The organism is Ruegeria atlantica (assembly GCF_001458195.1).
Classification (GTDB): domain Bacteria; phylum Pseudomonadota; class Alphaproteobacteria; order Rhodobacterales; family Rhodobacteraceae; genus Ruegeria; species Ruegeria atlantica.
In genome coordinates this window covers 28,105-49,677 of sequence record NZ_CYPU01000072.1, presented here as the reverse complement: position 1 = coordinate 49,677, position 21,573 = coordinate 28,105, and the positions used below count along the sequence as shown (strand labels likewise).

The 21,573-nt window shown below is 56.7% G+C and carries 20 protein-coding genes; 3 read left to right on the top strand and 17 right to left on the bottom strand.

The annotated features are described in order from the left end of the window. Positions 1-10: 10 nt before the first annotated feature. From RUA4292_RS21245 to RUA4292_RS21195, 11 genes are all read right to left on the bottom strand, one after another. Entirely contained in the window at positions 11-1,309 is a 1,299-nt protein-coding gene (locus RUA4292_RS21245; RefSeq protein ID WP_058279411.1) for a hypothetical protein, read from the bottom strand. A 162-nt stretch (positions 1,310-1,471) separates the two neighbouring features. Continuing rightward, positions 1,472-2,029 carry a sulfopyruvate decarboxylase subunit beta gene (gene comE, locus RUA4292_RS21240; protein ID WP_058275427.1) on the bottom strand — a complete coding sequence of 186 codons (558 nt, stop codon included), beginning with the start codon at positions 2,027-2,029 and terminating at the stop codon, positions 1,472-1,474. After that, complete coding sequence (gene comD, locus RUA4292_RS21235) at positions 2,026-2,532, bottom strand: sulfopyruvate decarboxylase subunit alpha (RefSeq protein WP_058279410.1); 507 nt, start codon at positions 2,530-2,532, stop codon at positions 2,026-2,028. Before comD ends, comE begins: the two co-directional genes overlap by 4 nt. Before the next feature lie 47 nt (positions 2,533-2,579). Then, positions 2,580-2,990: a universal stress protein gene (locus tag RUA4292_RS21230; RefSeq protein WP_058279409.1), complete on the bottom strand. Its 411-nt coding sequence runs from the start codon at positions 2,988-2,990 to the stop codon at positions 2,580-2,582. A 23-nt stretch (positions 2,991-3,013) separates the two neighbouring features. Continuing rightward, a complete protein-coding gene (locus tag RUA4292_RS21225; RefSeq protein ID WP_058279408.1) occupies positions 3,014-3,994 on the bottom strand; it encodes a zinc-dependent alcohol dehydrogenase in 981 nt (326 codons plus the stop codon). Continuing rightward, the gene (locus RUA4292_RS21220) at positions 3,991-4,752 is read right to left on the bottom strand and encodes an SDR family NAD(P)-dependent oxidoreductase (protein ID WP_058279407.1); all 762 of its coding nucleotides are present in this window, start codon (positions 4,750-4,752) and stop codon (positions 3,991-3,993) included. The genes RUA4292_RS21225 and RUA4292_RS21220 overlap by 4 nt, the downstream gene beginning before the upstream one ends. After that, positions 4,745-6,052, bottom strand: a complete 1,308-nt coding sequence (gene hisD / locus RUA4292_RS21215; protein WP_058279406.1) for a histidinol dehydrogenase — start codon at positions 6,050-6,052, stop codon at positions 4,745-4,747. Before hisD ends, RUA4292_RS21220 begins: the two co-directional genes overlap by 8 nt. Before the next feature lie 12 nt (positions 6,053-6,064). Continuing rightward, positions 6,065-7,393 (bottom strand): TRAP transporter large permease, encoded by a 1,329-nt coding sequence (locus RUA4292_RS21210; RefSeq protein ID WP_058279405.1) that lies wholly within the window; start codon positions 7,391-7,393, stop codon positions 6,065-6,067. An 11-nt stretch (positions 7,394-7,404) separates the two neighbouring features. Further along, a complete protein-coding gene (locus RUA4292_RS21205; RefSeq protein ID WP_058275420.1) occupies positions 7,405-7,917 on the bottom strand; it encodes a TRAP transporter small permease in 513 nt (170 codons plus the stop codon). Positions 7,918-8,028: 111 nt separating this feature from the next. Next, complete coding sequence (locus RUA4292_RS21200; RefSeq protein ID WP_058275419.1) at positions 8,029-9,174, bottom strand: TRAP transporter substrate-binding protein; 1,146 nt, start codon at positions 9,172-9,174, stop codon at positions 8,029-8,031. Positions 9,175-9,197: 23 nt separating this feature from the next. Then, entirely contained in the window at positions 9,198-9,383 is a 186-nt protein-coding gene (locus RUA4292_RS21195; RefSeq protein WP_058275418.1) for a hypothetical protein, read from the bottom strand. A 139-nt stretch (positions 9,384-9,522) separates the two neighbouring features. On the opposite strand from RUA4292_RS21195, the gene RUA4292_RS21190 reads away from it, so the two are divergent. Then, entirely contained in the window at positions 9,523-10,548 is a 1,026-nt protein-coding gene (locus RUA4292_RS21190) for a LacI family DNA-binding transcriptional regulator (RefSeq protein ID WP_058279404.1), read from the top strand. Here RUA4292_RS21190 and RUA4292_RS21185 read toward each other — a convergent pair. Together RUA4292_RS21185 and RUA4292_RS21180 are read right to left on the bottom strand one after the other, a co-directional pair. After that, positions 10,545-11,516, bottom strand: coding sequence for a LysR family transcriptional regulator (locus tag RUA4292_RS21185; RefSeq protein WP_058279403.1), 972 nt, complete (start codon positions 11,514-11,516; stop codon positions 10,545-10,547). The genes RUA4292_RS21190 and RUA4292_RS21185 overlap by 4 nt on opposite strands. Positions 11,517-11,605: 89 nt before the next feature. Beyond that, entirely contained in the window at positions 11,606-14,041 is a 2,436-nt protein-coding gene (locus RUA4292_RS21180; RefSeq protein WP_058279402.1) for a GcvT family protein, read from the bottom strand. Between the two features lie 185 nt (positions 14,042-14,226). Between RUA4292_RS21180 and RUA4292_RS21175 the strand changes: the two genes are divergently transcribed. Both RUA4292_RS21175 and RUA4292_RS21170 read left to right on the top strand, forming a co-directional pair. Further along, a complete protein-coding gene (locus tag RUA4292_RS21175; RefSeq protein ID WP_058279530.1) occupies positions 14,227-15,747 on the top strand; it encodes a trimethylamine methyltransferase family protein in 1,521 nt (506 codons plus the stop codon). A 71-nt stretch (positions 15,748-15,818) separates the two neighbouring features. Beyond that, complete coding sequence (locus RUA4292_RS21170; protein ID WP_058279401.1) at positions 15,819-16,787, top strand: agmatinase; 969 nt, start codon at positions 15,819-15,821, stop codon at positions 16,785-16,787. Here RUA4292_RS21170 and RUA4292_RS21165 read toward each other — a convergent pair. The 4 genes from RUA4292_RS21165 to RUA4292_RS21150 all read right to left on the bottom strand — a co-directional run bounded on the left by RUA4292_RS21165 (position 16,784) and on the right by RUA4292_RS21150 (position 21,461). Next, positions 16,784-17,758: an arginase family protein gene (locus tag RUA4292_RS21165; RefSeq protein ID WP_058279400.1), complete on the bottom strand. Its 975-nt coding sequence runs from the start codon at positions 17,756-17,758 to the stop codon at positions 16,784-16,786. The two genes, RUA4292_RS21170 and RUA4292_RS21165, sit on opposite strands and share 4 nt — an antisense overlap. Positions 17,759-17,812: 54 nt before the next feature. Further along, positions 17,813-19,402, bottom strand: a complete 1,590-nt coding sequence (locus tag RUA4292_RS21160; RefSeq protein ID WP_058275411.1) for an ABC transporter permease — start codon at positions 19,400-19,402, stop codon at positions 17,813-17,815. Further along, positions 19,395-20,432, bottom strand: a complete 1,038-nt coding sequence (locus RUA4292_RS21155; RefSeq protein ID WP_058279529.1) for a quaternary amine ABC transporter ATP-binding protein — start codon at positions 20,430-20,432, stop codon at positions 19,395-19,397. Before RUA4292_RS21155 ends, RUA4292_RS21160 begins: the two co-directional genes overlap by 8 nt. Positions 20,433-20,510: 78 nt before the next feature. After that, the gene (locus RUA4292_RS21150; RefSeq protein ID WP_058279528.1) at positions 20,511-21,461 is read right to left on the bottom strand and encodes an ABC transporter substrate-binding protein; all 951 of its coding nucleotides are present in this window, start codon (positions 21,459-21,461) and stop codon (positions 20,511-20,513) included. Between the last annotated feature and the right edge of the window lie 112 nt (positions 21,462-21,573).

The window sequence follows — 21,573 nt, the reverse complement described above, 5'->3', positions numbered from 1 at the left end:
CCCCAGAGCATTAATGGTGGTGCACAAAACCCGAACCAAACAGCCCTTCAACGTTGTCCACGCCTTTGTTGTAGCTCTCCTTGAAATTGACCTCGGCGATACGTTCGCCCGTCTCAAGATCATGGATCGTGATCGTGTGTGCGTTCAGGTCGGCAATAAAATCCACATCCGTTGGGTCGTCATCAGCTGCGTTGCCCAGATTGAGCAGGTTATTTTGAACGGCGATCAGGTCTCGGCCGGAAGCGGACGTGAAAAAGATCATGTGATGTGCACCCGGATCGGCAACGATGTCCGGCCCGCTGGACACAAGCTCGGGCAGTGCGGCCAGTTCATAGCGTTTCACGACACCCGGCAATCCATGAGAGATGAACAGCTCATCTTCAGTGCCATAGAACTCCAGCGGAACAGCGGTTTCATTGGCCACGCCACTGTATATGACTTCGGCTTCACCAAAGGTTTTGGAACCGGCGTCATAGGGAATTTTCCAGGTCTCGAACCCGAACATCGTATTGGCCAGAATGGCCGGTTCAATGTCAGCATGCATGTCAGGCCGTGCGAACAGCACCTCGACAGGTGAAGACGGAAAATCCAACGGCTTTTCGTTTTCCACCACGATGTTTTGGATGGGTTCAAGCGTGTTGAGGTCTATGATCGTCAACACATTTCCAACGCCAGTCGTCATATCGGGATGTATCGTCGAAGTGACCACCATGCGGTCGTCGAACGCAGATATCCCGTGTGGGTACATGATATATGGCTCACCCTCGCCGACTTGGCTTTTGCGTGCTTCGATAATTTTGACCACCTCGTTGGTCTGTGTGTCGAAAACACCGACCGAGCCGCCATCATCGCCTCCAGTGCCACCCATGAAGGTCACGAACATATACTCCTGCCCGTTCGACGTGGCCCACATGATGTCCTCGCCAACGATCTGCCCTTGGGTATCCAGACAGGTAAAGCCCTCAATCACCGGCGTTCCGCCGGAATCGTGGGACAGTCCAATTTCAGCCAGACTGCAGGATGGGTCCAACCCGGTCGAATAGAGACGCCCATTCGGGCTGTAGTAGAGGTGATGCAATGGATGCTGAATATCGGGCTGCTCAACTTCACTCAGTAGCTCTCCGAACTGGTCGGATTCCGGATCCAGCTCGACAATCGCGATGCTGTGATTTGTATCCAACGTCGGCAGACCGCGCAGCAGAACCATGCCCTGACTTTCCTCGCGGGTCTGAGACTGCGCCGGCGTTAGGCCAACCATCAACAGCCCGGCACCGATAAGTACACTCTGCGCAAGCAATTTGAATTTCATAATTTTCCCCCTTGCGATGAAACTTCTAAAAATGTTTTTGAAATTCACTTTACGTAGCGTCACATCACATTCAGGAAACTGCATCAAATTGAGGTGCAATCGACCAAAGAAACGCCGCCCCGAACGGGACGGCGTAAGCTGAATACCTGCAGGTCGACTTCTTTATGACGCTTGGACGGCCTTCATAAAGCGGTCGCGGATCACAACTGGGTCCATCGTGATTACCGGCATCTTGGCATTGCCGCTTTCGCACTTGCTGACGATGATTGTCATTTGGCCGCTGTCGAGCGCTGCCTGCAATGCGGCGCCAGTGTCTTCGGCCTGGCACTCGACCACATTCTCGCAACCACAGGCCTGCGCCACAGCCGCCAGCGATGTCTTTTTGCCCGCGTAAGTCGGCTGATCTCCGGTCGACCCATAAGATCCGTTATCGACAATCAGCAAGATGTAATTGTCAGCCACGTTGTTGGCGATGGTCGGCAAGGTGCCGAGGTTGGTCAGGATGGACCCGTCACCGTCGATTACGATGACCGGCTTTGGCTGAGACAAGGCCAGACCCAGGCCGATGCTTGAGGCCAACCCCATTGTGCCCAGCATGTAGAAATTGGTGGGCTGGTCGTCGATGGCGTGCAGCTCCTGGCTGGGAATGCCGATGTTGCAGACAACCAATTGATCCCGCAGGATCGGCGCGATTTCTTTCAGGATTTCAGAACGGATCATTGGTCGCCATAGCCTCCCCAGAAATTGGCGTCGGTCAGAATGGCGACCGGCTTGTTGCACATGAAGGTGTATTTCAGGATCGCATCCAGCTCCTCGACATCTGCCTGATGATGGAAGTGGTAGGTCGGGATGTTCATCTGTGCCAGAAGCGCCTTGGTATGCACCGCCATCTCGACCTGGCAGGCGACGGGTTCGCGCAACTCTCCGCGATATGAGATCAACATCGGCAATGGCATACGGTAGTATTGGATCAACGTCGCCAACGTGTTGATGGTTACGCCGATGGCAGTGTTCTGCATGATTATCGCGGGGCGTTTGCCGCCCATCCAGGCACCAGCACACAGGCCCATGCCTTCATCCTCTTTGTTCGACGGAACGTGAAAGATGTCTTCACGCGCATCGATTTCGTCGATGACGCCGGCCAATTGCTTGCACGGAACCGTGGTGACAAATGAGATGTCGTTGGCCACCAGATCGTCGGTGATCTTTTTGTCTATGTTCATGTCCGATATGTAAGTCCTGTATGGGCGCTATAGGCGCGATTGACGGGTTACAGCCCGCGGTGCACGTGCACGGCGCAAGGCGCATGACGGACGACACGCGAGGCGGTCGATCCCAGAAAATAATCGCTGACACCCGGTTCATGCGAACCGATGACGATGCAGTCAAATTTGTTTTGTGTCGCAAAGTCGATCACCGTGCGAGCCGTGTGACCTTTGACAATCTCGGCCTGAACACCTTCAAGCCCCGAAACTTTTTCCCGCAACAAGGTGCGTGCCGCGCGAAAGCCTTCGGCGACGACATCCTTGTCGAGATAGGCACTGACAGAGCCCTGAGGCATCTCGTAGACATGCAGGGCCACGATCTCGGCCCCTTCTGCCGACAAGGCTTTGGCGATTTCCAAAGTGTGCGGCGAAATCCCATGATCCAGCGCCATTGGGACGAGAATTTTTTTATACATGAATACCTCCGTTTCTGCCTGGACTAGACCCAGGGTGCGAGGATGATCTTAGGTGCGGCCACAGCACCTTTCCGCAAATCGCGAAAGGCGTCGGCAGCTTCAGACAAGGCCCGTTCCTGTATCCAGTTCAACGGGCCCAAACGGCCATCGAAAATCGCCTGCGCGGTTTTTCTGAAATCCTCGGCAGTATAAGTATAGGTGCCGATAAACGCGATCTCCTGCAAGGTCATACGACGTATATCCAAACCGCCAGCATCCTCACCCAACCCAACATGCACGATAACGCCGCCCGGCTGAACGTGATGGGAAGCGGCAGCACGGGTCGCAGAATACCCCACTGCGTCAACAACCAGTGAGAACGTATCATCCGTGGCTTCAACCACATTGAAAGAGCCCAAACTCTGTAAATAGGCGCGCCGCATATCATTCGGTTCGATGATGACAATATCGTCAACGCCGGCCGCCGCCAGTGCCAAAGCTGCCGCCACACCAATCGCGCCGCCGCCAATCACCAACGCATCACGCGCCATTCCCTGATGCAGCGCCTCAAGGCCCAAACGAACCGCATGCCAGCTAACCGCCAATGGCTCAGCCAAAGCGGCCTGCTGAAATGATACGTGGTCCGGCACCTCAACCAGATTTGCATCCGGCATTGCGACATATTGGGCAAAAGCCCCTTCACGCGGTGGCATCGAGATGATCTGCCGGATGGGGCACAGGTTTTCCCGACTTGCCTCACACGCCGGGCAGACACCGCAGTTGACCAAAGGATTGATCGTTACGCGCGTACCGTCGCGTGGACCTCCAACAATCGTCCCTGCGGCCTCGTGGCCCAGAATAAGTGGTGCAGGTCGGCGCGCGTCGTGACCCAAATAGGCGTGCATATCCGAGCCGCAAATCCCGACGGCCTCGACCCGGATCAATTGCTCACCTATGTCGGGCGCAGCATCTGGTACGTCCTCATAGGCCAAATGCTCAACACCCTGATAAACAAGCGCTTTCATTTCGCTGTAAACCCTCCGTCGACCATCAAAACTTGCCCTGTGACGTAGTCGGACGCCCGTGAGCACAGGAACAGGATCGGCCCATCGATATCCTCCATCTGCCCGTTCCGGTTCATGCAGGTTTGCGCCGCGTTACGATTTGCCCGGTCGGGGTCATCGAAAACGGCCTGCGTTAGCTCGGTCGGGAAAAACCCCGGCCCGATGGCGTTTGCAGTGATGCCGTCAGCGGACCAAGCCTCGGCCATGGCCCGCGTCAGTTGCCCAACCCCGGCCTTGCTGGCTCCATAAGCAATACCGCCCGGGAAAGCGCGCGTGGTCTGAAGCGAGGCGAAATTCACGATCCGCCCCCACCCCCGAGCTTTCATCGCAGGCACCAATGCCTGGCTTAGGAAGAACGGGGCGCTCAGGTTCAGCTCAAGCGTCTTGTCCCAGCCTTCGGCGGTCACGTCATCGGCCACTTCGCGCGTGTTGATGCCCGCCGCATGTACAATGATGTCCGGCGCGCCAAAACTGGCTGAGACCTCTTCGGTGAGCGATGCCATGCGCGACCGATCGGCCACGTCGGCAACAACTGTGGCCACGCTGTCGCCCCCTTCAGCTTGCAAATCTGCCAGTGCTTCCGGTCGACGGGCGACACCAACGACGCACGCACCCGCTGAGGCCAACACAATCGCCGTACGACGCCCAAGGCCCGCGCTTGCGCCGGTCACGCAAGCGACACGCCCGGTCAGATCGAACAACGCGCGCGGATCATTCATCGGCGGTCAGGTTGAACTGTTCGTCAGGGAAGTATTTGGCAAGGCGCACGTCTGCAGCCCGCGCATGCCCTTCCATGCCTTCCAGCCGGGAAATACGAGCGGTCGCCTCGGCAATGGATTTCGAGCCTTCGCGTGTAGCGCGCTGCCATGTGACGATCTTCATGTATTTGTGAACGCTCAAGCCGCCGGTATAGCTGGCCGCGCCGGATGTCGGCAGAACGTGGTTCGTACCAGTCGCCTTGTCACCGTAGGACACTGTTGTTTCTTCACCCAGAAACAGCGATCCATAGCAGGTCAACCGACCCAGCCACCAATCCAGGTCCTCGGCCTGAACGGTCAGGTGTTCGGGTGCATAGTCGTCCGAACAGGCCGCCATTTCTTCACGATCTGAACAGACGATAACTTCGGCATAATCGCGCCACGCAGCAAAGGCGTTTTCCCGGTTGAGTTCAGGCAGATCCTCGATCAGTGCTGGCACCAACTCCATGACTTTTTGCGCTAGGTCCCGGTCATCTGTCACCAACCAAACCGGAGAATTGTACCCGTGTTCCGCCTGGCTCACCAAATCGGTGGCAACTACATGCGCATCTGCGGCACCGTCCGCAAGGATCAGGCTGTCCGTCGGCCCGGCAATCATGTCGATGCCGACTTTGCCATAGAGAATACGTTTAGCCTCGGCCACAAACTGATTGCCTGGGCCCACAAGAATATTTGCGCTCGGCAGGCCGAACAAACCATAGGTCATGGCGGCCACGCCCTGAACGCCGCCCATGGCCAAAATGCTGTCTGCACCGCAGATATGCGCTGCATAGACAATCGCAGGCGCCACGCCTTCACCCGGACGTGGCGGCGAACAGGCTGTGATGTGGCGGCACCCGGCAACCTTTGCCGTAGTGACCGTCATGATCGCGCTGGCAATATGGCTATAGCGCCCGCCGGGCACATAGCAGCCAGCCGCGTCCACAGGGATGGCCTTTTGGCCGGCGATAAAGCCCGGGACAATTTCCATCTCGACGTCAGACACTGTGGATTTCTGCGTTTCAGCAAACCTGCGAACGTTGTCGTGAGCAAACCGAATATCCGCCTTGAGCCTTTCGGGAACAAGCGCGCAGGCGGCCTCGATCTCATCGGCGGTCATCAACACGTTGCCGTCAAACTTGTCGAACTTGACTGCGTATTCCAGCGCTTTGGCATCCCCGCCAGCCTCAATGTCGGCAAGGATTGTTTTCACTGTATCATGCACTTCCGTGGCATGAGATTGAGCCGTCAGGGTCGCCTTTTTCAGATAGTCGCGAGGCATATTCAGTAGGTCCTATTGGTAGATTTCAGGAAGCAAAGTGGTCGAAACCGCCGGAACGTAAGCAATCAGAAGAACTACGATCAGCATTGTTAATACGAATGGAATAGCACGGGCCGCAATCTTCAGAATGGACTCACCTGTAATGCCAGATACGACGAACAGGTTCAGGCCAAGCGGCGGCGTGATAAACCCGACACCCAGCGCGGTAATCATCATGATGCAGAATTGAATTTCGTTCATTCCGATGTTATCGGCCAACGGTTTAAGGATCGGGGCGAGTATCACGATGTTGGGGGTCGTTTCCATCACGCAGCCCGCAGCAATCAGGATACCGATCATCAGCAGGATCAGCAGGTACGGATCGTCGGTCAGCGAAGTGATCGAGGCGACGAACCCCTGAGGCACGCCCATGATCGCCAGCGCCTCGGCCAGGGGGGCCGAAAAGGCAATGATCGGCAGGATCACCCCGTTCACCTTGGCTGAGCTGACCAGCATCGACGGAAAGTCAGCCAGTGTCAGGGTGCGCATAATGAACCCCATGATGATGGTGACAACCACGGCGGTGGCACCCGCCTCGGTCGGGGTCAGGCGACCCGAGAAGATGCCGTAGAAGATAATTCCGGGCACGATAAACGCGTACCAGCCGGACTTCAGCGCTTTACCCAAATTGGCCAGCCACTCGCCCATGGTCATCAAGCCGCCACCCTCATAGGCGTACAGACGGTTCATGATGATGTTGGTGATCAGGATCGAAATCAGAATGGCCAGACCGGGGATCAAGGCAGCCAGGAACAAGGTCGACGCAGAAATCCCCAGAACGAGGCCAATGATGATATAGGCAATCGACGGTGGGATCAGGATGCCGGTACAAGCCCCCGCCGCGACCAAGGCGCAGGCGTAGGGGCGCGGATACCCGCTTTCGACCAACCGGTTGATGGTCATGCGACCGACAGCGGCCGCGCCAGCGGCATCCGAACCCGAAATGGCGGCGAACATGCCGCAAACCAGAACGGTGGCCGAGCCAAACCCGCCCTTGGCGAAGCAAGTCAGCGCCTCAGCCACATCCAGGAATTTACGTGATAAACCGGTACGGACCAGCACGTCACCTGTCAGGATAAACAGCGGCACGGCTGTCAGGGCAAAGGCGTCGATCCCGGTAAACAGACTCTCGCCCACCAGGCTCAGCGGTAGATCGCCCGACATGACCAACATCACGATGGCAGCAGAACCAATCGCCGCCCAAACCGGAACAGCCATGGCGATCAGCACAACGAACAGAATGACGGGCAGGTAAAAATCCCAGCCCAGTTCTACGGTTTGATTGAGAGTATTCCAGAGCATCTCAAATCCCCTCAGTCAAACAGCTTGTCACCTTCGAAGACGGGCGTGCCGTCGCGAAGGGATTTGATGTCACGCATAAAAGATTGGATCAGGCGCCAGATCATCAGCGCAAAACCGGTCGGCACCGCCATCAGGAACCAGACTTTGGACACCCGAAGGCCGTCAGTCACTGACCCGAACTTGGCCGAGACGTGAACCGCCTCATATGACCAATAAAGCGCGATCACAGCGACTGCGAACATCACAAGATCGCCAAAGATGTACAGCAGGGCCTTGGGACGCGGCCCGAGGTAATGCATGACGACATCAATCCGGATATGCGCCCGCTCTTTGACCGCCGCCGCAGCACCGATCCAGGCCAGATAGATGAAGGAATATCGGACGATTTCTTCTCCCCAGATCGAGGAATAAGCGAATATCTCGCGCCGCAGAACCTCGATGGCCATGGTGATGACCAGCATCACGTAGAACACCAGCAGCAGCCAGCGCTCGGCGTTGCGATCAATATTTCGGAGTAAGGTCATCGTGTTCCCTCGGCGACAGAACAGTCAGGCACGGCCATCTGTTTCGGGCCCTTTCAGGCCTGACTGCTGTTGAGTGATTGCGGACGCCAAAAGGACGCCCGCCGGTTTAGGTCATGCGTCGTGGACGTAGTACTTGCCTTGCGTCCCGGCCGCCTCGACAAGTTTCTCAAATGCGTCCATCGACCCAGCCAACTCTGTCTTGAACGGATCCCAATCGGCGTTTTGATAGCCGCCAACGCTTTCCCACTCGGCCAGTTGATCCGCGTTAAGCGAATGGAACTCCACTCCGGCCTTGTTTAGTTCGGCCATGGCAAAGGCACGTGCCGAGGGAACTTTGGAAAGGTTCTGATGGCTGGTCATTTCCGAACCCCACATGATGCCTTCCTGAACGTCCGGCGGCATCGAATTGAACCATTCGAGGTTACACGAATAAACCTGACTGTCCGGAACGGCCTGCGTAAAGGTCACGTGGCTGAGGATGTCCTTGAAGCCAAACACATACAGCGCTCCGACCGACGGATCGAGCGCATCCGCGACACCCTGTTTGATCGCCGAGGGGGTTTCACCCCAAGCAACAGGTGTCGGGTTCGCGCCGACCATACGATAATATTGCTGCAGCATTTTTGAGCCGGGCACGCGGAACTTCACGCCGCTCATGTCACCCGGCGTGATGATGGCATTACCACCCTGACGCACGGCAACGACGCGCGGGTCGATCACCACATAGAACAGGGCCTTGAACCCGGCGGCCTCGACTTTCGGGTGAACTTCGTTCTGCCATGTGTCGGAATGCACAAGGTTAGTGAACCGCTGGTTCGAACCGCACAGATACGGCATGTTGATAAGGTCAACGGTCGACGCGAATGGTGCGAAGTTGGACAGCGAATGCTGCGCTGCCTGAATGGTTCCGCCCTGCACCTTCTGCACCAAAGCACCACCGGCACCCAGCTGACCACCAGGCGCAAGCTTGACGTACACTTTGCCGTTTGTTGCGTTTTGGATATTTTCTTTCAGGTCAAGCTGCATGATCGGATAGCTGCGCGAAGCGCCTAACACGTATGCGGTTGCGACCGTCATGACATGGTCCGCTGCCTTTTCACGCTCACTTTCTTCTTTAGCTGTCTGCGCTACAGCTTCGGACGACCACAGGACGCCACCGGCACCTGCAACAAGCGCAGCAGTGAACGAACCACTGGCGCTCAGCTTCAGGAAATTACGACGTTCGACGGACGCCAGTTCATTTCTATCGTTTTTCATTTAGTGCCCTCCCAAGCAAAAAATCAGCCATCGCTTTTTGCGTCGCGAGCGGCTTCCTTTTTTAGAATTGCGACAACGAACAGGATCGACGCCGCGAACAGAACCAACATCTCTCCGACGTCACCAAGAAAGGCGCTGTTTGCAAAAGCCCCCAACGCCACGTTCGCAAAATAGACGGCAAACACGAGTGCGGACGCAGCAAGAAACATCTCTTGGACTCCCTTTTCAGATTCGGCCCAACGTCATTTGTAAGCGCTTACATTAAAAATGCAAGCGCTTACATAATTGCTTCCCTCTCACCGCAGTTGAGTTTAGAGTTATCAGCAAAAGCAAATTGCGAGTTTGGAAATGGCGAAATCCCGGTCGGCGCCGACACTGGATGATGTGGCAAAAATGGCAGGTGTTTCGACTGCCACTGTGTCGCGCTGCCTCAACAGTCCGGACCGGGTGGTCAAAGCGACCCGTGAACGCGTGCAGTCCGCAGTTGATGCGCTAGGGTACACGCCAAACTTTGCAGCCCGCGTAATGGCCGCCAAGCGGTCGTTCACCATCGGCGCGATCATTCCAACCATGGAAAACGCGATTTTTGCGCGGGGCCTTCAGGCCTTTCAGGAGGAACTGCACCAGCGCGGCTATACGCTTTTGGTTTCAAGTTCGGCCTACAAACCGGAAATCGAAGAAGAGCAAATCCGGACCTTGATTGCGCGTGGGGCCGACGGGTTGTTGCTGATCGGGCATGACCGCGATCCCGAGATCTATGACTTTCTGGACCAGCGGAATATTCCCGCTTTGGTCGCCTGGTCTTATCTGCCAGACTCCAAACTGCCTTCAGTAGGCTTTGACAATCGCGCGGCGATGTTCGACCTCGCCAGTCACATTATTGGGTTAGGGCACACTCGGATCGGCGTGATCTCGGCTCGCGTTGACGGAAATGACCGCGCCCGTCTCAGGGTTCAGGGCATCCGAGAAGCAGTCGCTGATCGTGGGCTTCAGGCCAACAATCTGACCGTTATCGAAACGTCGTATGAAATCGAAAACGGCGCCAAAGCCTTTAGCGACCTGATGAACGCCGCCACGCCGCCGACAGCAATCCTGTGTGGTAATGACGTGTTAGCCGTTGGTGCTTTGCGACAGGCGCAAAAAATGGGGCTCGATGTACCCAGCGATGTTTCGATCACGGGCTTCGATGATATCGAACTGGCCCGGATCGTCTCCCCGGCTCTGACCACAGTGCATGTCCCCCACCGTGAAATGGGGCATAAAGCAGCCCTGCAATTGATTGAGATGGTCGAAAACCAAACCGCAGGGACTGGCGAACAACTGGCGACGAGAATTGTAAATCGACCGTCGCTTGGTAAGCCCGCGTCGGGCTAAGCCGCTTCGCCCTCCATCGTGCGGAAGTCGTCTTTCAACCAAGGATGCTTGGCGCACATTGGGCGCGTAAAATGTTGCCGGATCAATTTCACCATAACTTTCTGGATCAATTCCGAGGTCGTCACGGGATACACTTCGGTCGTGAACAGCGACACGGTTCGCACGAAGTTTCTGCCGGGAAACGGCATTGCTTTGACGCTGTTATGGAACCGCTGAGTCCGATGAAAACAGGCGGCCGTTGTGATCGCCCAACCGCTACCCTGGGCCACCAAACCGATAATGGACTGATTGCACTCCAGTTCGAACCTGTTCGGCAAACTGAACTTGCTACGCGCCAGCTGGATCTCGATTTGCTTCCCGATCACGTAGTCCCTCGAATAACGCAGCAAAGGCAATTCCGCGTCCGGGTGAAACAGCTCTTCAGGCGACCCTTCAAAACTGTTGGGCAGCACGACCAGAAACGGGTCCCGCATCAACGGATATTCGATCAATCCTTCGGTTCGTCCCGGTGGTCGGGTGGCAACGCCTACATCCAGTTTATGTTCCTGTAGCTTGGCGAGGATTTCGTGGCTGGGGCGCGTATAATGACGAAAATTACAGCGCGGCAATGCCTGCGCCAGGAATCTAACCATATCGGGCGCGATCTGGTTATCGAAATCGTCAATAAGCGCCAATCGCAAGTCGGTCGCGTGTTGCCAGTTGCCCGTTCGGATTTCGGCCTCGCCCCGCTTTAGAACAGTCAAACCGTCGCGGACGTACCGCGCAAAGACCTCGCCTGCGGGTGTCAGGCCCATGGGTCTGCGCCCATGATCGACCAGCTCGATACCAAGCGTGTTCTCCAAGCTGCGCAGGTGGTTCGAAACTGTGCTGATCGACAGACCCGTTTCGGACGCGACCTGTTGGATCGATCCGGATTTGGCGATCAATTGGAAGATTTCCAACCATCTCAGGCTCAGCGATTTGGACATGGGTGCCAATCATTGTTTCGATTTGCTCGAAACTAGCCAAGCAAAGATTTGACCGCACGGCAATGCTGAATTTGACTTTGGGTTCAGGCTTACGCCTTCATCCGGTCAAAGCCCAGGTCATATGGGCATGGTGGAATGACCGTTGCGTGCACCCTCTGTCCGCAGCTGTCCAATTCCATTTCGGAGCCTATATCCGTGTAGACGGGGTCGACAAATGCATGCGCTAGGTTCAGCCCGGTGCGGTGCCCCCATTCGCCTGACGTGACGGTGCCGACCACCTGATCCCCCTGCATCAAGGACGCTCCGGGATGTGCAGGACCCAGGGTCGAGGAGACCTGAAGTGCCGCAAGCTTTTTACGTGGACCTTCCGATTGCCGTTTCATCAACGCGTCGCGCCCGACAAAATCACCCTTATTCAATCGGACGAACTTGTCCAATCCGGTTTCAAACGGATCGAACTCGGTGATCAGGTCTGCTTTCCAATGAAGAAAGCTCTTCTCCATCCGCATCGATTCAACAGCCCGCGCTCCGAACAGTTTCAACCCGTGCGCCTCACCTGCGTGCCGCAACGCCAGATAGGCCGCGTAGAGCGAGGCATTGGGCACGTGTATCTCATAAGCCAATTCACCGGAAAAGCTGAGGTTTATGACCGTAGCCGGAGCGATGCCAACGAAGCACTCACGCACATTGAGCCATGGGAAAACCTCGGCCGACCAATCCCCTCGGGCGCAGGCCGATAAGACGTCTCGCGCCTTCGGGCCAGCGAGCACCAATATGGTTTGATCATTTGTCAAACTGCGCAAATGAACGTCTTCATCGCCGTGCATGTGCTGACGCAGCCAATCCATGTCATGAAATTCGCTTGCTGCGGCTGAGCCATACCAGACGCGCGCCTCCCCCCGGTCGCTGGCCGGTATATTGGCGATCGTAGCCTCGGCTTTGATCATACCATGATCGTTCAGCAGGTACCCTAGCCCAACTCGCCCCTCGCGCCGGGTCACAAGCCCGCAGAACATCCGGTCCAGAAAAGCATGCCGGTCGTTTCCAGTGATTTCGATCCGGTTGAACCCGTTCACCTCGGACAGTCCAACACCCGATTGCACATTCCGAACCTCAGCGGCGACCACGTCAAATGTTTCGTCAAAACCGAAACTATGCGTCGGCGTGAACTCCGGCGAGGGTTTGAAATAATCCACCCTCTCCCACCCATTGACCACGGTGAACTCGGCCCCTTCCGCCGCCAGCACCGGAGTAAGAGGTGTGGTCTTGGCGGGACGCCCTGCTGGGCGATGTTCATGCGGAAAGTGGAACCGGAATTCGTTTTGATAATCTTCGATGGCCTTGAGCGCGGTCAATTCGAAATTTGCATGGCCAGTGAACCGCCGGGGGTCGAGGCACCACGTATCGTAACAAGCCTCACCATGCACGATCTGCTGGGCCAGCAGCCACCCATGCCCGCCCCCTTCGCCCAGACCTGCGCGCAGGCCAATGATACAAAAGGCGTTGCGTTTTCCGGGGATTGGGCCCACCAGCGGAGCCCCGTCGATCGTATAAGTAATCGGCCCATTGACCACGGTGTGAATGCCAACCTCCATTAGCGCTGGCATCCGCGCGAATGCGCCCTCCAACACGTCGGTCACGCGATCCAGATCGTCGGGGCAAAGGGCGTTCACAAAGTTCGGATCAATCCCGTCCATACCCCAGGTTTTGCAGTCCTGTTCGTAAAACCCGAGCAACAGGCCGTTTTTTTCCTGCCGGCAATAATAGTCGCTGATTGGACAACGCAGCAGCGGCATCCGGTGACCTGCGTCGCGTATCGCTTGTATCTCTTCGGTTAGGAAGTACTGGTGCTCCATCGACGAAACAGGATGATGAACGCCCATCATGGCGCCGACTTCGTTGACGCGATATCCGCAGGCGTTGACCACGATGTCGCAATCGATGTCACCATGCTCGGTCTGCACAGTCCAGGTGTCGTCGGCGTGCTGCTCCAGACCAGTCACTGGTGTATTCCGATAAACCTCTGCCCCTGCCTTGCGCGCCCGGCGCGCCAATGCCTGACACAACTGAGCGGGGTCAATATCGCCGTCCAGCGGGTCCCACAGCCCGCCGATCAGGTTGTCGGTTGAAATCAGAGGGTGTCGGCGGGCGCATTCGTCCGCGTCAATCACCTCGAAGTGCACATCCATACCCCGCGCCATGGATGTAAAGTGGCGATAGCCCTGCATCTGGCCTTCGGTGTTGGCGAGCCGTATCCCCCCATCCCCGTGGTGATAGTTGATCGGATAATCCGGATCGTCGGCTAATTCCTTGTACAATTGGATCGAGTGCGTTTTCAGGCCTACCATCGTCTGGTTCATGCCAAAGTTCGTTACCTGCGCGGCCGAATGCCACGTCGTGCCCGAGGTCAATTCGTTCCGTTCGACCAGCGCCACGTCGGTCCACCCCTCTTGCGTCAAATGATAGAGGGTCGAACATCCGGCGATGCCGCCACCTATCACAACGACTTTGGTACGCGACTTCATTGGCTTTGCTCCGTAAGATTTTGTCCAAGTCTTGCGGAAGAAAAGGCTGGGGCGACAACTGCGCAAATGCGGGTACAGGAAAATCGAAACTGCGATTTCGGATTCTGAAAAAGGCAATTCGCCTTTGATGCCGGGATGTTCCGCCCCTTACGGTGCAGGAAAGTGATAAAAAGGAATTGGACCGGATGTCATCAGAGGGTTCTAAACGCAGCGGCCGAAAAGCGCGGCATGCCCAGCGAGCAGCCAAACCGGTCGTAGACCCCTGCCCACCCGGCCAGAAGGGCGGCGCTTATAAACCTCTGAGCCAACGCGAGATCGAACAGATATACGATACAGCACTGCAGCTGTTGGAACGTTTGGGCATGGGAAACGTGCCAGACAGATTAGCGGCAGACCTCAAAACCGCAGGTGCGCAGGCGGGTCAGCAAGACCGGTTGCTGTTCCCGCGTGAAATGGTTCAGCGCGCAATCGATACAGCCCCCAAAAGTTTCGTGTTCCATGGCCGGGACGAAAACCGCTCGATCGAGGTTGGCGGCGACCGCGTGTTTTTCGGCACGGGTGGCGCCGCCGTTCAAACGCTGGACATCGACAGCGGTCTTTATCGCCCCTCTACGCTGGAGGACCTGCACGACTTCACAAGATTGCAGGACACGCTGGCCAATGTCAGCTGGTTCACCCGATGTTGCGTGGCCACAGATGTACCTGATGTATTCGATCTGGACGTCAACACCGCCTATGCGCTGGTGCGCAATACGACCAAACCAGTGGCAACATCGTTTACTCTGGCCGAACATGTCGGCCCCATTGTCGAGTTGCTGGATATCGTCGCCGGAGGGCCGGGTGAATTCGCCAAACGCCCCTTCCTGAAAGCTCATATCAGCCCAGTGATTTCGCCACTGCGGTATGGGGAGGATGCGGTTGATGTCGTCTATGAATGCGTCGCCCACAACATTCCCATGTCGTGCATCACGGCGGCGCAGGCCGGTGCCACGGCCCCGGCGACTTTGGCCGGGTTTTTGGCGCAATCGCTGGCCGAGACATTGGCCAGCCTTGTCATGGTCTACGCGATCAGACCCGGATTTCCGATGGTGTTTTCCAATTGGCCTTTCATCGTAGACCTCAGGACCGGGTCTTTTGCCGGCGGCAGCGGAGAGACGGCTGTTTTGAACGCGGCCTCGGCGCAGCTCACGAACTGGTTAGGTTTGCCCTCGGGCGTAGCCGCCTCCATGACCGACGCAAAGGCTGTCGACGCGCAGTACGGCGTTGAAAAAGGCATGACATCGCTTGCCGCGGCACTGGCTGGGGGGAACCTGATCTATGAAAGCTCAGGCATGACCGCATCGCTATTGGGCGCTAGTTTCGAGGGTTTTGTTCTGGATAACGAAATGCACTCACACACTTATCGGGCGCTGCGCGGGATTGAGGTGAGCGAGGAAAACCTGGGTTTTGACGCCATCTGCCATTCTGTTCTGGGTGACGGGCATTTTTTGGGAAGTGAACAAACCTATGCGGCGATGGAGCGGGATTACTTTTACCCCGAACTCGCCGATCGACAGGAGCCCCGCACGTGGCAAAATGATGGTGCGAAAGACGCATGGTCATCTGCCCGACATCACGCAAAAGAGGTTCTGGCCAGTCATCACCCACAATACCTGAGCGCCGAACAGGATACCGAAATCCGGAAACGTTTCCGCATTCTGATATAAAAACCACAGAGCATTCCCAACACTTCATTGGGCCGCTAGGGTCCAATGGGAATTGCGCGAAGGATAAGGCCATGACTAATTCATTTTTTCAGCCGGTATCGGCCATGGAGCTGGCCCGGTTTGCCGGCATCCCCTCGTTCATGCGTTTGCCCAGCCTGGACCTGGATCACGAACGGATTTTGGATGTTCAGGTCGGTCTCATCGGCATCCCGTGGGATGGCGGCACCACCAATCGCCCCGGCGCGCGGCATGGTCCGCGACAATTGCGGGACTATTCCACGATGATCCGCGCGATGAACCCGGCCACAGGCGTCGCGCCGTTCTCAATGGTCAATTGCGCCGATCTTGGCGACGTTGCGCCCAATCCGGTTGATATCGAAGATACTCTGAACCGGGTTACGGATTTCTACTCGACCCTACAGGCAAAAGGCATTGTTCCGCTCACCGCTGGCGGGGACCACCTGACCACCCTGCCCGTTTTGCGTGCGCTTGCCGCCGAAGGCCCCATTGGCCTGATCCAGTTCGATAGTCACACAGACCTGTTCGACAGCTATTTTGGGGGCCATAAGTTCACCCACGGCACTCCGTTTCGGCGGGCGGTAGAAGAAGGACTGGTCGACCCCAAACGCTTTGTTCAAGTTGGCATCCGGGGCACCGCCTACAACACCGAAGACATCGAGTGGGGCGAGGCACAGGGTATTCGCATCATCCGTATCGAGGAACTGTTTGATCGGGGCATCGACGACGTGATGGCCGAGGTGCGCAGTATCGTTGGGCAAGCACCAACTTATTGCACCTATGACATTGATTTTGTTGACCCAACCTACGCCCCTGGCACCGGAACGCCCGAGATCGGCGGACCAAACAGTTTTCAGGCGCAGCAGGTCATCCGCCGGATGTCTGGTGTGAACCTGATTGGCGCTGATCTGGTCGAAGTATCGCCCCCATTCGATCCGAACGGAGGCACCGCGTGGCTGGGCATTTCGCTGATGTTCGAACTGCTCTGCGTTTTGGCGCAGGCTGTGGACGCACGGCGCTAGCTGGCGTTTTCGGCGATCATCGAGATCATTTCGAACATCACCGCAGCTGCCGTAAGCGCGGTGATGTTGTTCGGGCTGTCCTTGGTTGGCATCATGCAAACGACGTCCCCACCCACAATGTTCAACCCGCGCGCGGCACGCAGAATGCCGACAGCCTCGTCAATATCGAAACCCTTCTCGCCCGGTTCCAGATTGGACACGGCAGGCGCGACAGTGGGATCAAGGCAATCCAGATCGAACGTGATATAGACCGGGCGGTCGCCCAGAATTTCTTTGGTCTGAGCCACGACGTCTTCCAGCCCGCGCTGGCGAAATTCACGCATGGTGACGATGTTGTAGCCATAGTCGTAGGACGGCTGCAGCCAGTCCAAGCTTCGCGGATGGCCCCTAAGTCCAATTTGCATGGATCGCGTGGGGTCGACCTGCCCCTGATCCGCCAGATACGCGCCCCAATGGGCCGCTGATTTCTTCGCCCCCAGGAAATGATCGACCTTGGTGAAGACGTCAGTATGCGCGTCCAAATGCAGAAAGCTGACAGGCTCTCCACCAGCCAGCTTGCCGCGACCCAGCGCTTGCACGATCCCGCCAGTGATGGAGTGGTCGCCGCCAATCGACACCGGGCGCGCACCGGCTTCATCGATGTCTTTGTAAAAAGCCGTAATCCGTTCGATGCAGTCTTCGTTATCGTTTGCCCGCGGAAATGGAACGTCGCCCACATCTGCAATCTTTGCGCTATTCCACGGATCAATTTCAAACACCGAATGTACCCGCCGCTGTACGGCCGAGACATGCCGCAAAGCACGCGGGCCCAAATGCTGATCCCGCTCGGTTGTGCCGTTGCCTGCCGAATGCGGCACTCCGACCAAAGCGATGTCCTGCCCTTCGGGACCTTGATTGGGGCACCGAAATAGGGTCGGTATCCCCCACCAATATAGATTGTCCATCATAGACTGTTCGTAACGGTCGGTCATCTGCGTCTCCGGTGAAAGAAAAACACCCCCGAAGTGAACCGGGGGCGTTTGCGTTCAGAGTTTCTCGTCTTCTCGGCGGAAGGCACCTTGAACGATACGGTCCATGACCATGGCCAGGAACAGGATGGCGAACCCACCCAGCAGACCCGGACCTTTGGCAGCGTATTGCAGCGCCTCAAGGATTTCCTTGCCCAGACCTCCACCGCCGATCAGCGAGATAATCACCACCATCGACAAGCACATCAGGATGGTCTGGTTCACGCCGGTCATGATCGACGGCAGGGCAAGCGGGATCTCAACATCCTTGAGCAACTGCCATTTCGACGCCCCAAAAGCCACGGCAGCCTCTTTGATGCTTTCCGGAACCCCGCGCATCCCCAGCGCAGTCAGGCGAATAACTGGCGGCATACCAAAGATGATCGTCGCCAAAATGCCCGGCGGGTTGCCTGTGCCAAAGAAAGCGATGATTGGGATCAAGTAGACAAAAGCCGGCAATGTCTGCATCAGGTCCAAAACCGGCTCGGCCGCCCGGTAGGCGCGCTTGGATTTGCCGAACCAGATGCCTAGCGGAATGCCAAAAACCACGCATAACAGCACCGCCGCGCCCACCAAGGCCACGGTTTCCATCGCCACATCCCAGTACCCCAGAAGCGCGATATAGGCCAACGAAGACGCGGTGAAGATTGCCACCCGTGGCCCTGCCGCGCGCCACGCGGTCACACAGATCACCAACATCACAACCGGCCACGGGGAACCGATCAATGCCACCGTCAACGCATCCAGAACAGATCGCACACCCGCCACGATACCGTCGAATACATCCCCGCCGGCTGCGGCGGCTGCATCTATTTGCGCCTCCATCCAGCTTGCCAGATTTGAGAACAACGTTCCGTTGCCTTCGCCCAATATCATCGCGGAGACTTCCTGCTCGGGGAATGCATCCAACAATGGGAGTGAGGCGTTGACGGTGAATTTGTAAACGATCAGCGGGCCAATTGCGGCCACCAAAACAGCACCCAGAACAGTGTTGCGGGTCGAGCGGCCGCTTTCGGTGCTAGCAGGATCTGTCCGCCAATTCGAGTACTGCTTTTCGTACACGCGGTCCGCATAAAAACCTTGCGCAAGTTTGAATACCAACAACATCAACAGGCCTGTAACCATGATGCCAAACGCCTCAGACTGGGCCGACGCCGCTTTCTCAAAACTGGCATCTGCGGCTTTCTGGATATTCGCTGCCAACTTGTTGAACCGGTCAATGTCCGCCTTTTCGGTGGCCGCAGTCGCACGTTCCAATAGCTCGTTCGCGCGGGTCTGCTGACGTTCAGCCCGTTCGGCCAGATCAGCGCCGGGGTTGCCCCAGGCACCGCGACCGATCTGAACCCAGGCGATGATTTCCAGGATCAGGAAGGTCCAGAACATCCCCCAGATCGCGCGGGACGCAGACCAGAATGGTCCCAAAACAGCCGCCCAGATGTTGAAGGTATTGGGAATACCGCTGGTCGCGTCATGGATTTTGTGAAACGCGTTGACGTAGTAGTCGCCGTTTGGACCGGTAAATTCGTGGATCGAGCGGTCCAGCGCCTCGCGGTCGACTTCGATATCCGATGCGGCCGTGACTTTTACTTCCGTGGTTGCATCAGTCATTTTTGCCCCCCTGAATTCCGCGCAGCAAACGCGGTTTAGTGACCACGCCTACATCAGCGCCAGCATCGGTAATGATGACCGGAAGGTCCGTACTGACGGCAAGGTCGATCAACTGGTCCAAATCCGCCCCTTCATCCGCGCGCGGCGCGCCATCGGTCGGGCCAGAGTAACTTTCGATCGACTCCATGATTGAATGCGCCTTGACCAGTTTGAGTTTGGAAATTCCCTGCACGAACTCTCGCACGTAGTCGTCTGCAGGGTTCATGACGATATCTTCCGGCGTACCGATCTGCACAATGACACCGTCTTTCATGATCGCGATGCGGTGACCTATGCGAATGGCTTCGTCCAGATCGTGCGTGATGAACAGCGTCGTCTTTTGTAGCTGCGCCACAAGAGCCTTGAACTGATCCTGCAGTTGCAACCGGATCAACGGATCCAGCGCCGAGAACGGCTCGTCCATCAACAAAATTTCGGGGTCCGAGGCCAGCGCGCGGGCAATCCCAACCCGTTGCTGCATGCCGCCCGACAATTCTTTGGGCAGGCGGTCTTCGTAGCCTGTCAGGTCTACCAACCCTAATGCGTGATCCGAAACCGCCCAGCGTTTCGATTTCGACACTTTGCGGATTTCCAGCGGGTAGGCGACGTTATCGCGAACCGATCGGTGTGGCATCAGTGCCATGTGCTGAAACACCATCCCGATTTGCATGGCCCGAATGCGACGCAGCTCGGCCTCGGAAATCCTGGAGACATCCTGCCCCAGAATTTCGATCTTTCCGGCGGTCGGTTCGATCAGGCGATTAACGTGTCGTACCAGCGTAGATTTGCCAGAGCCTGACAGGCCCATGATGCAGAAAATCTCGCCCCTTGGCACTTCGAAGGACGCGCCCTGCACGCCAACGACACAATTGAATCTTTCCAGAACTTCAGGCTTTCCGATGCCTTCATTCCGGACGGCTTCCATGGCTTCTTCGGCTTTTGCGCCAAAGATTTTCCAGACATCCGTCAGTTTAACGACTGTTTCGGTCATTTTTGTCCCTTTGGTGCAAAACAGGCCGCCGGGGCTGTCCCGACGGCCTGCCAGAGTTTCAAATCCGGTGGGCGTCAATCAATTTGACATCCAGCCCAGAACGGCATCTTCATTCGCACCGACCCATTCCTCTGCGTAAGCCAAAGGCTCTTGGCCTTCGATCACCAATGCAAATGTCATCGCCGAAACCGTGTCCGTATCCAGTTTCATGTTGGACAGCATGGTCGCCACTTCCGGATACTCTTCCTCAAGCGACTTTGCGAAGTGCAAATGCAGGTAGGCAAGATCCCAGGCAACGCCGGCCTCGGATTTTTCCAGCCAATCCGGGTCGTCTGTGGGCTGCAGCACGTTCCACTTGGCCGCGTCGTACGCCGGTTCTTCCAAGATCTGCATGTCATGCAGGGCAAACACATAGTGCGGCGTGTAGCAGAACCCAACCCACGGCTCGCCTGCCTTGATTGCATTGTCGAGATTTGCGTAAGCCACTGTCTCGTCAATTTCCGTCAGTTCAAAAACTTGGTCATAACCGTAGGATTTGGCCCGAATTTTTTCGACGTTGGTCGACGCCCATCCTGGCGCACCGATCCATAGCTCACCCTGCCCGTCACCGTTGCTGTCAAATAGCGCAGCATTGTCGGGATTTGTCAGGTCTTCAATGGACGTAATGCCATGTGCTTCGGCCGTTGCCTTGTCGACGCACATACCTTGGAAGGCTTCAACTCCGTTTGCGTTGAAGGTAACCGTGCCCTTATCTTTTACGTAGGTATCATGCAGGTTTTGCTGGTTGGGCATCCAAACTTCGGGGTGTACGTGCATGGCACCGGAGTCCATCGCCTCAAACACAATCGGGTTGGTGCCATTCTGAAGCTCAACCTCAAGACCGAGGTTCTGTTCGATCGCAACTTTCAAAATATGTGCCGTCGCATTTACCGAAGGCCAGTTCGGCACGCCGATCACGATATCAGCAGCAAGGGCGGGTCCGGCGATCACAGCGGATGCGCCTCCCAGTAACGTGGCTAATTTTTTCATTTGTGTCTCCATGTTGGACGTCTGCGGCGCTGTTTTTCTATGCCCGGGGGCCGTGGTGCACCGTGCAAACAAAGTCGGAAAGCCGATGCTTTCCCATTTTTGGGTCAGCCGC

What these genes read in the sequence shown, in the direction of transcription:
- RUA4292_RS21245 (WP_058279411.1), bottom strand. Translation starts at nt 1,309, where the DNA reads ATGAAATTCAAATTGCTTGCGCAGAGTGTACTTATCGGTGCCGGGCTG.
- comE (WP_058275427.1), bottom strand. Translation starts at nt 2,029, where the DNA reads ATGATCCGTTCTGAAATCCTGAAAGAAATCGCGCCGATCCTGCGGGAT.
- comD (WP_058279410.1), bottom strand. Translation starts at nt 2,532, where the DNA reads ATGAACATAGACAAAAAGATCACCGACGATCTGGTGGCCAACGACATC.
- RUA4292_RS21230 (WP_058279409.1), bottom strand. Translation starts at nt 2,990, where the DNA reads ATGTATAAAAAAATTCTCGTCCCAATGGCGCTGGATCATGGGATTTCG.
- RUA4292_RS21225 (WP_058279408.1), bottom strand. Translation starts at nt 3,994, where the DNA reads ATGAAAGCGCTTGTTTATCAGGGTGTTGAGCATTTGGCCTATGAGGAC.
- RUA4292_RS21220 (WP_058279407.1), bottom strand. Translation starts at nt 4,752, where the DNA reads ATGAATGATCCGCGCGCGTTGTTCGATCTGACCGGGCGTGTCGCTTGC.
- hisD (WP_058279406.1), bottom strand. Translation starts at nt 6,052, where the DNA reads ATGCCTCGCGACTATCTGAAAAAGGCGACCCTGACGGCTCAATCTCAT.
- RUA4292_RS21210 (WP_058279405.1), bottom strand. Translation starts at nt 7,393, where the DNA reads ATGCTCTGGAATACTCTCAATCAAACCGTAGAACTGGGCTGGGATTTT.
- RUA4292_RS21205 (WP_058275420.1), bottom strand. Translation starts at nt 7,917, where the DNA reads ATGACCTTACTCCGAAATATTGATCGCAACGCCGAGCGCTGGCTGCTG.
- RUA4292_RS21200 (WP_058275419.1), bottom strand. Translation starts at nt 9,174, where the DNA reads ATGAAAAACGATAGAAATGAACTGGCGTCCGTCGAACGTCGTAATTTC.
- RUA4292_RS21195 (WP_058275418.1), bottom strand. Translation starts at nt 9,383, where the DNA reads ATGTTTCTTGCTGCGTCCGCACTCGTGTTTGCCGTCTATTTTGCGAAC.
- RUA4292_RS21190 (WP_058279404.1), top strand. Translation starts at nt 9,523, where the DNA reads ATGGCGAAATCCCGGTCGGCGCCGACACTGGATGATGTGGCAAAAATG.
- RUA4292_RS21185 (WP_058279403.1), bottom strand. Translation starts at nt 11,516, where the DNA reads ATGTCCAAATCGCTGAGCCTGAGATGGTTGGAAATCTTCCAATTGATC.
- RUA4292_RS21180 (WP_058279402.1), bottom strand. Translation starts at nt 14,041, where the DNA reads ATGAAGTCGCGTACCAAAGTCGTTGTGATAGGTGGCGGCATCGCCGGA.
- RUA4292_RS21175 (WP_058279530.1), top strand. Translation starts at nt 14,227, where the DNA reads ATGTCATCAGAGGGTTCTAAACGCAGCGGCCGAAAAGCGCGGCATGCC.
- RUA4292_RS21170 (WP_058279401.1), top strand. Translation starts at nt 15,819, where the DNA reads ATGACTAATTCATTTTTTCAGCCGGTATCGGCCATGGAGCTGGCCCGG.
- RUA4292_RS21165 (WP_058279400.1), bottom strand. Translation starts at nt 17,758, where the DNA reads ATGACCGACCGTTACGAACAGTCTATGATGGACAATCTATATTGGTGG.
- RUA4292_RS21160 (WP_058275411.1), bottom strand. Translation starts at nt 19,402, where the DNA reads ATGACTGATGCAACCACGGAAGTAAAAGTCACGGCCGCATCGGATATC.
- RUA4292_RS21155 (WP_058279529.1), bottom strand. Translation starts at nt 20,432, where the DNA reads ATGACCGAAACAGTCGTTAAACTGACGGATGTCTGGAAAATCTTTGGC.
- RUA4292_RS21150 (WP_058279528.1), bottom strand. Translation starts at nt 21,461, where the DNA reads ATGAAAAAATTAGCCACGTTACTGGGAGGCGCATCCGCTGTGATCGCC.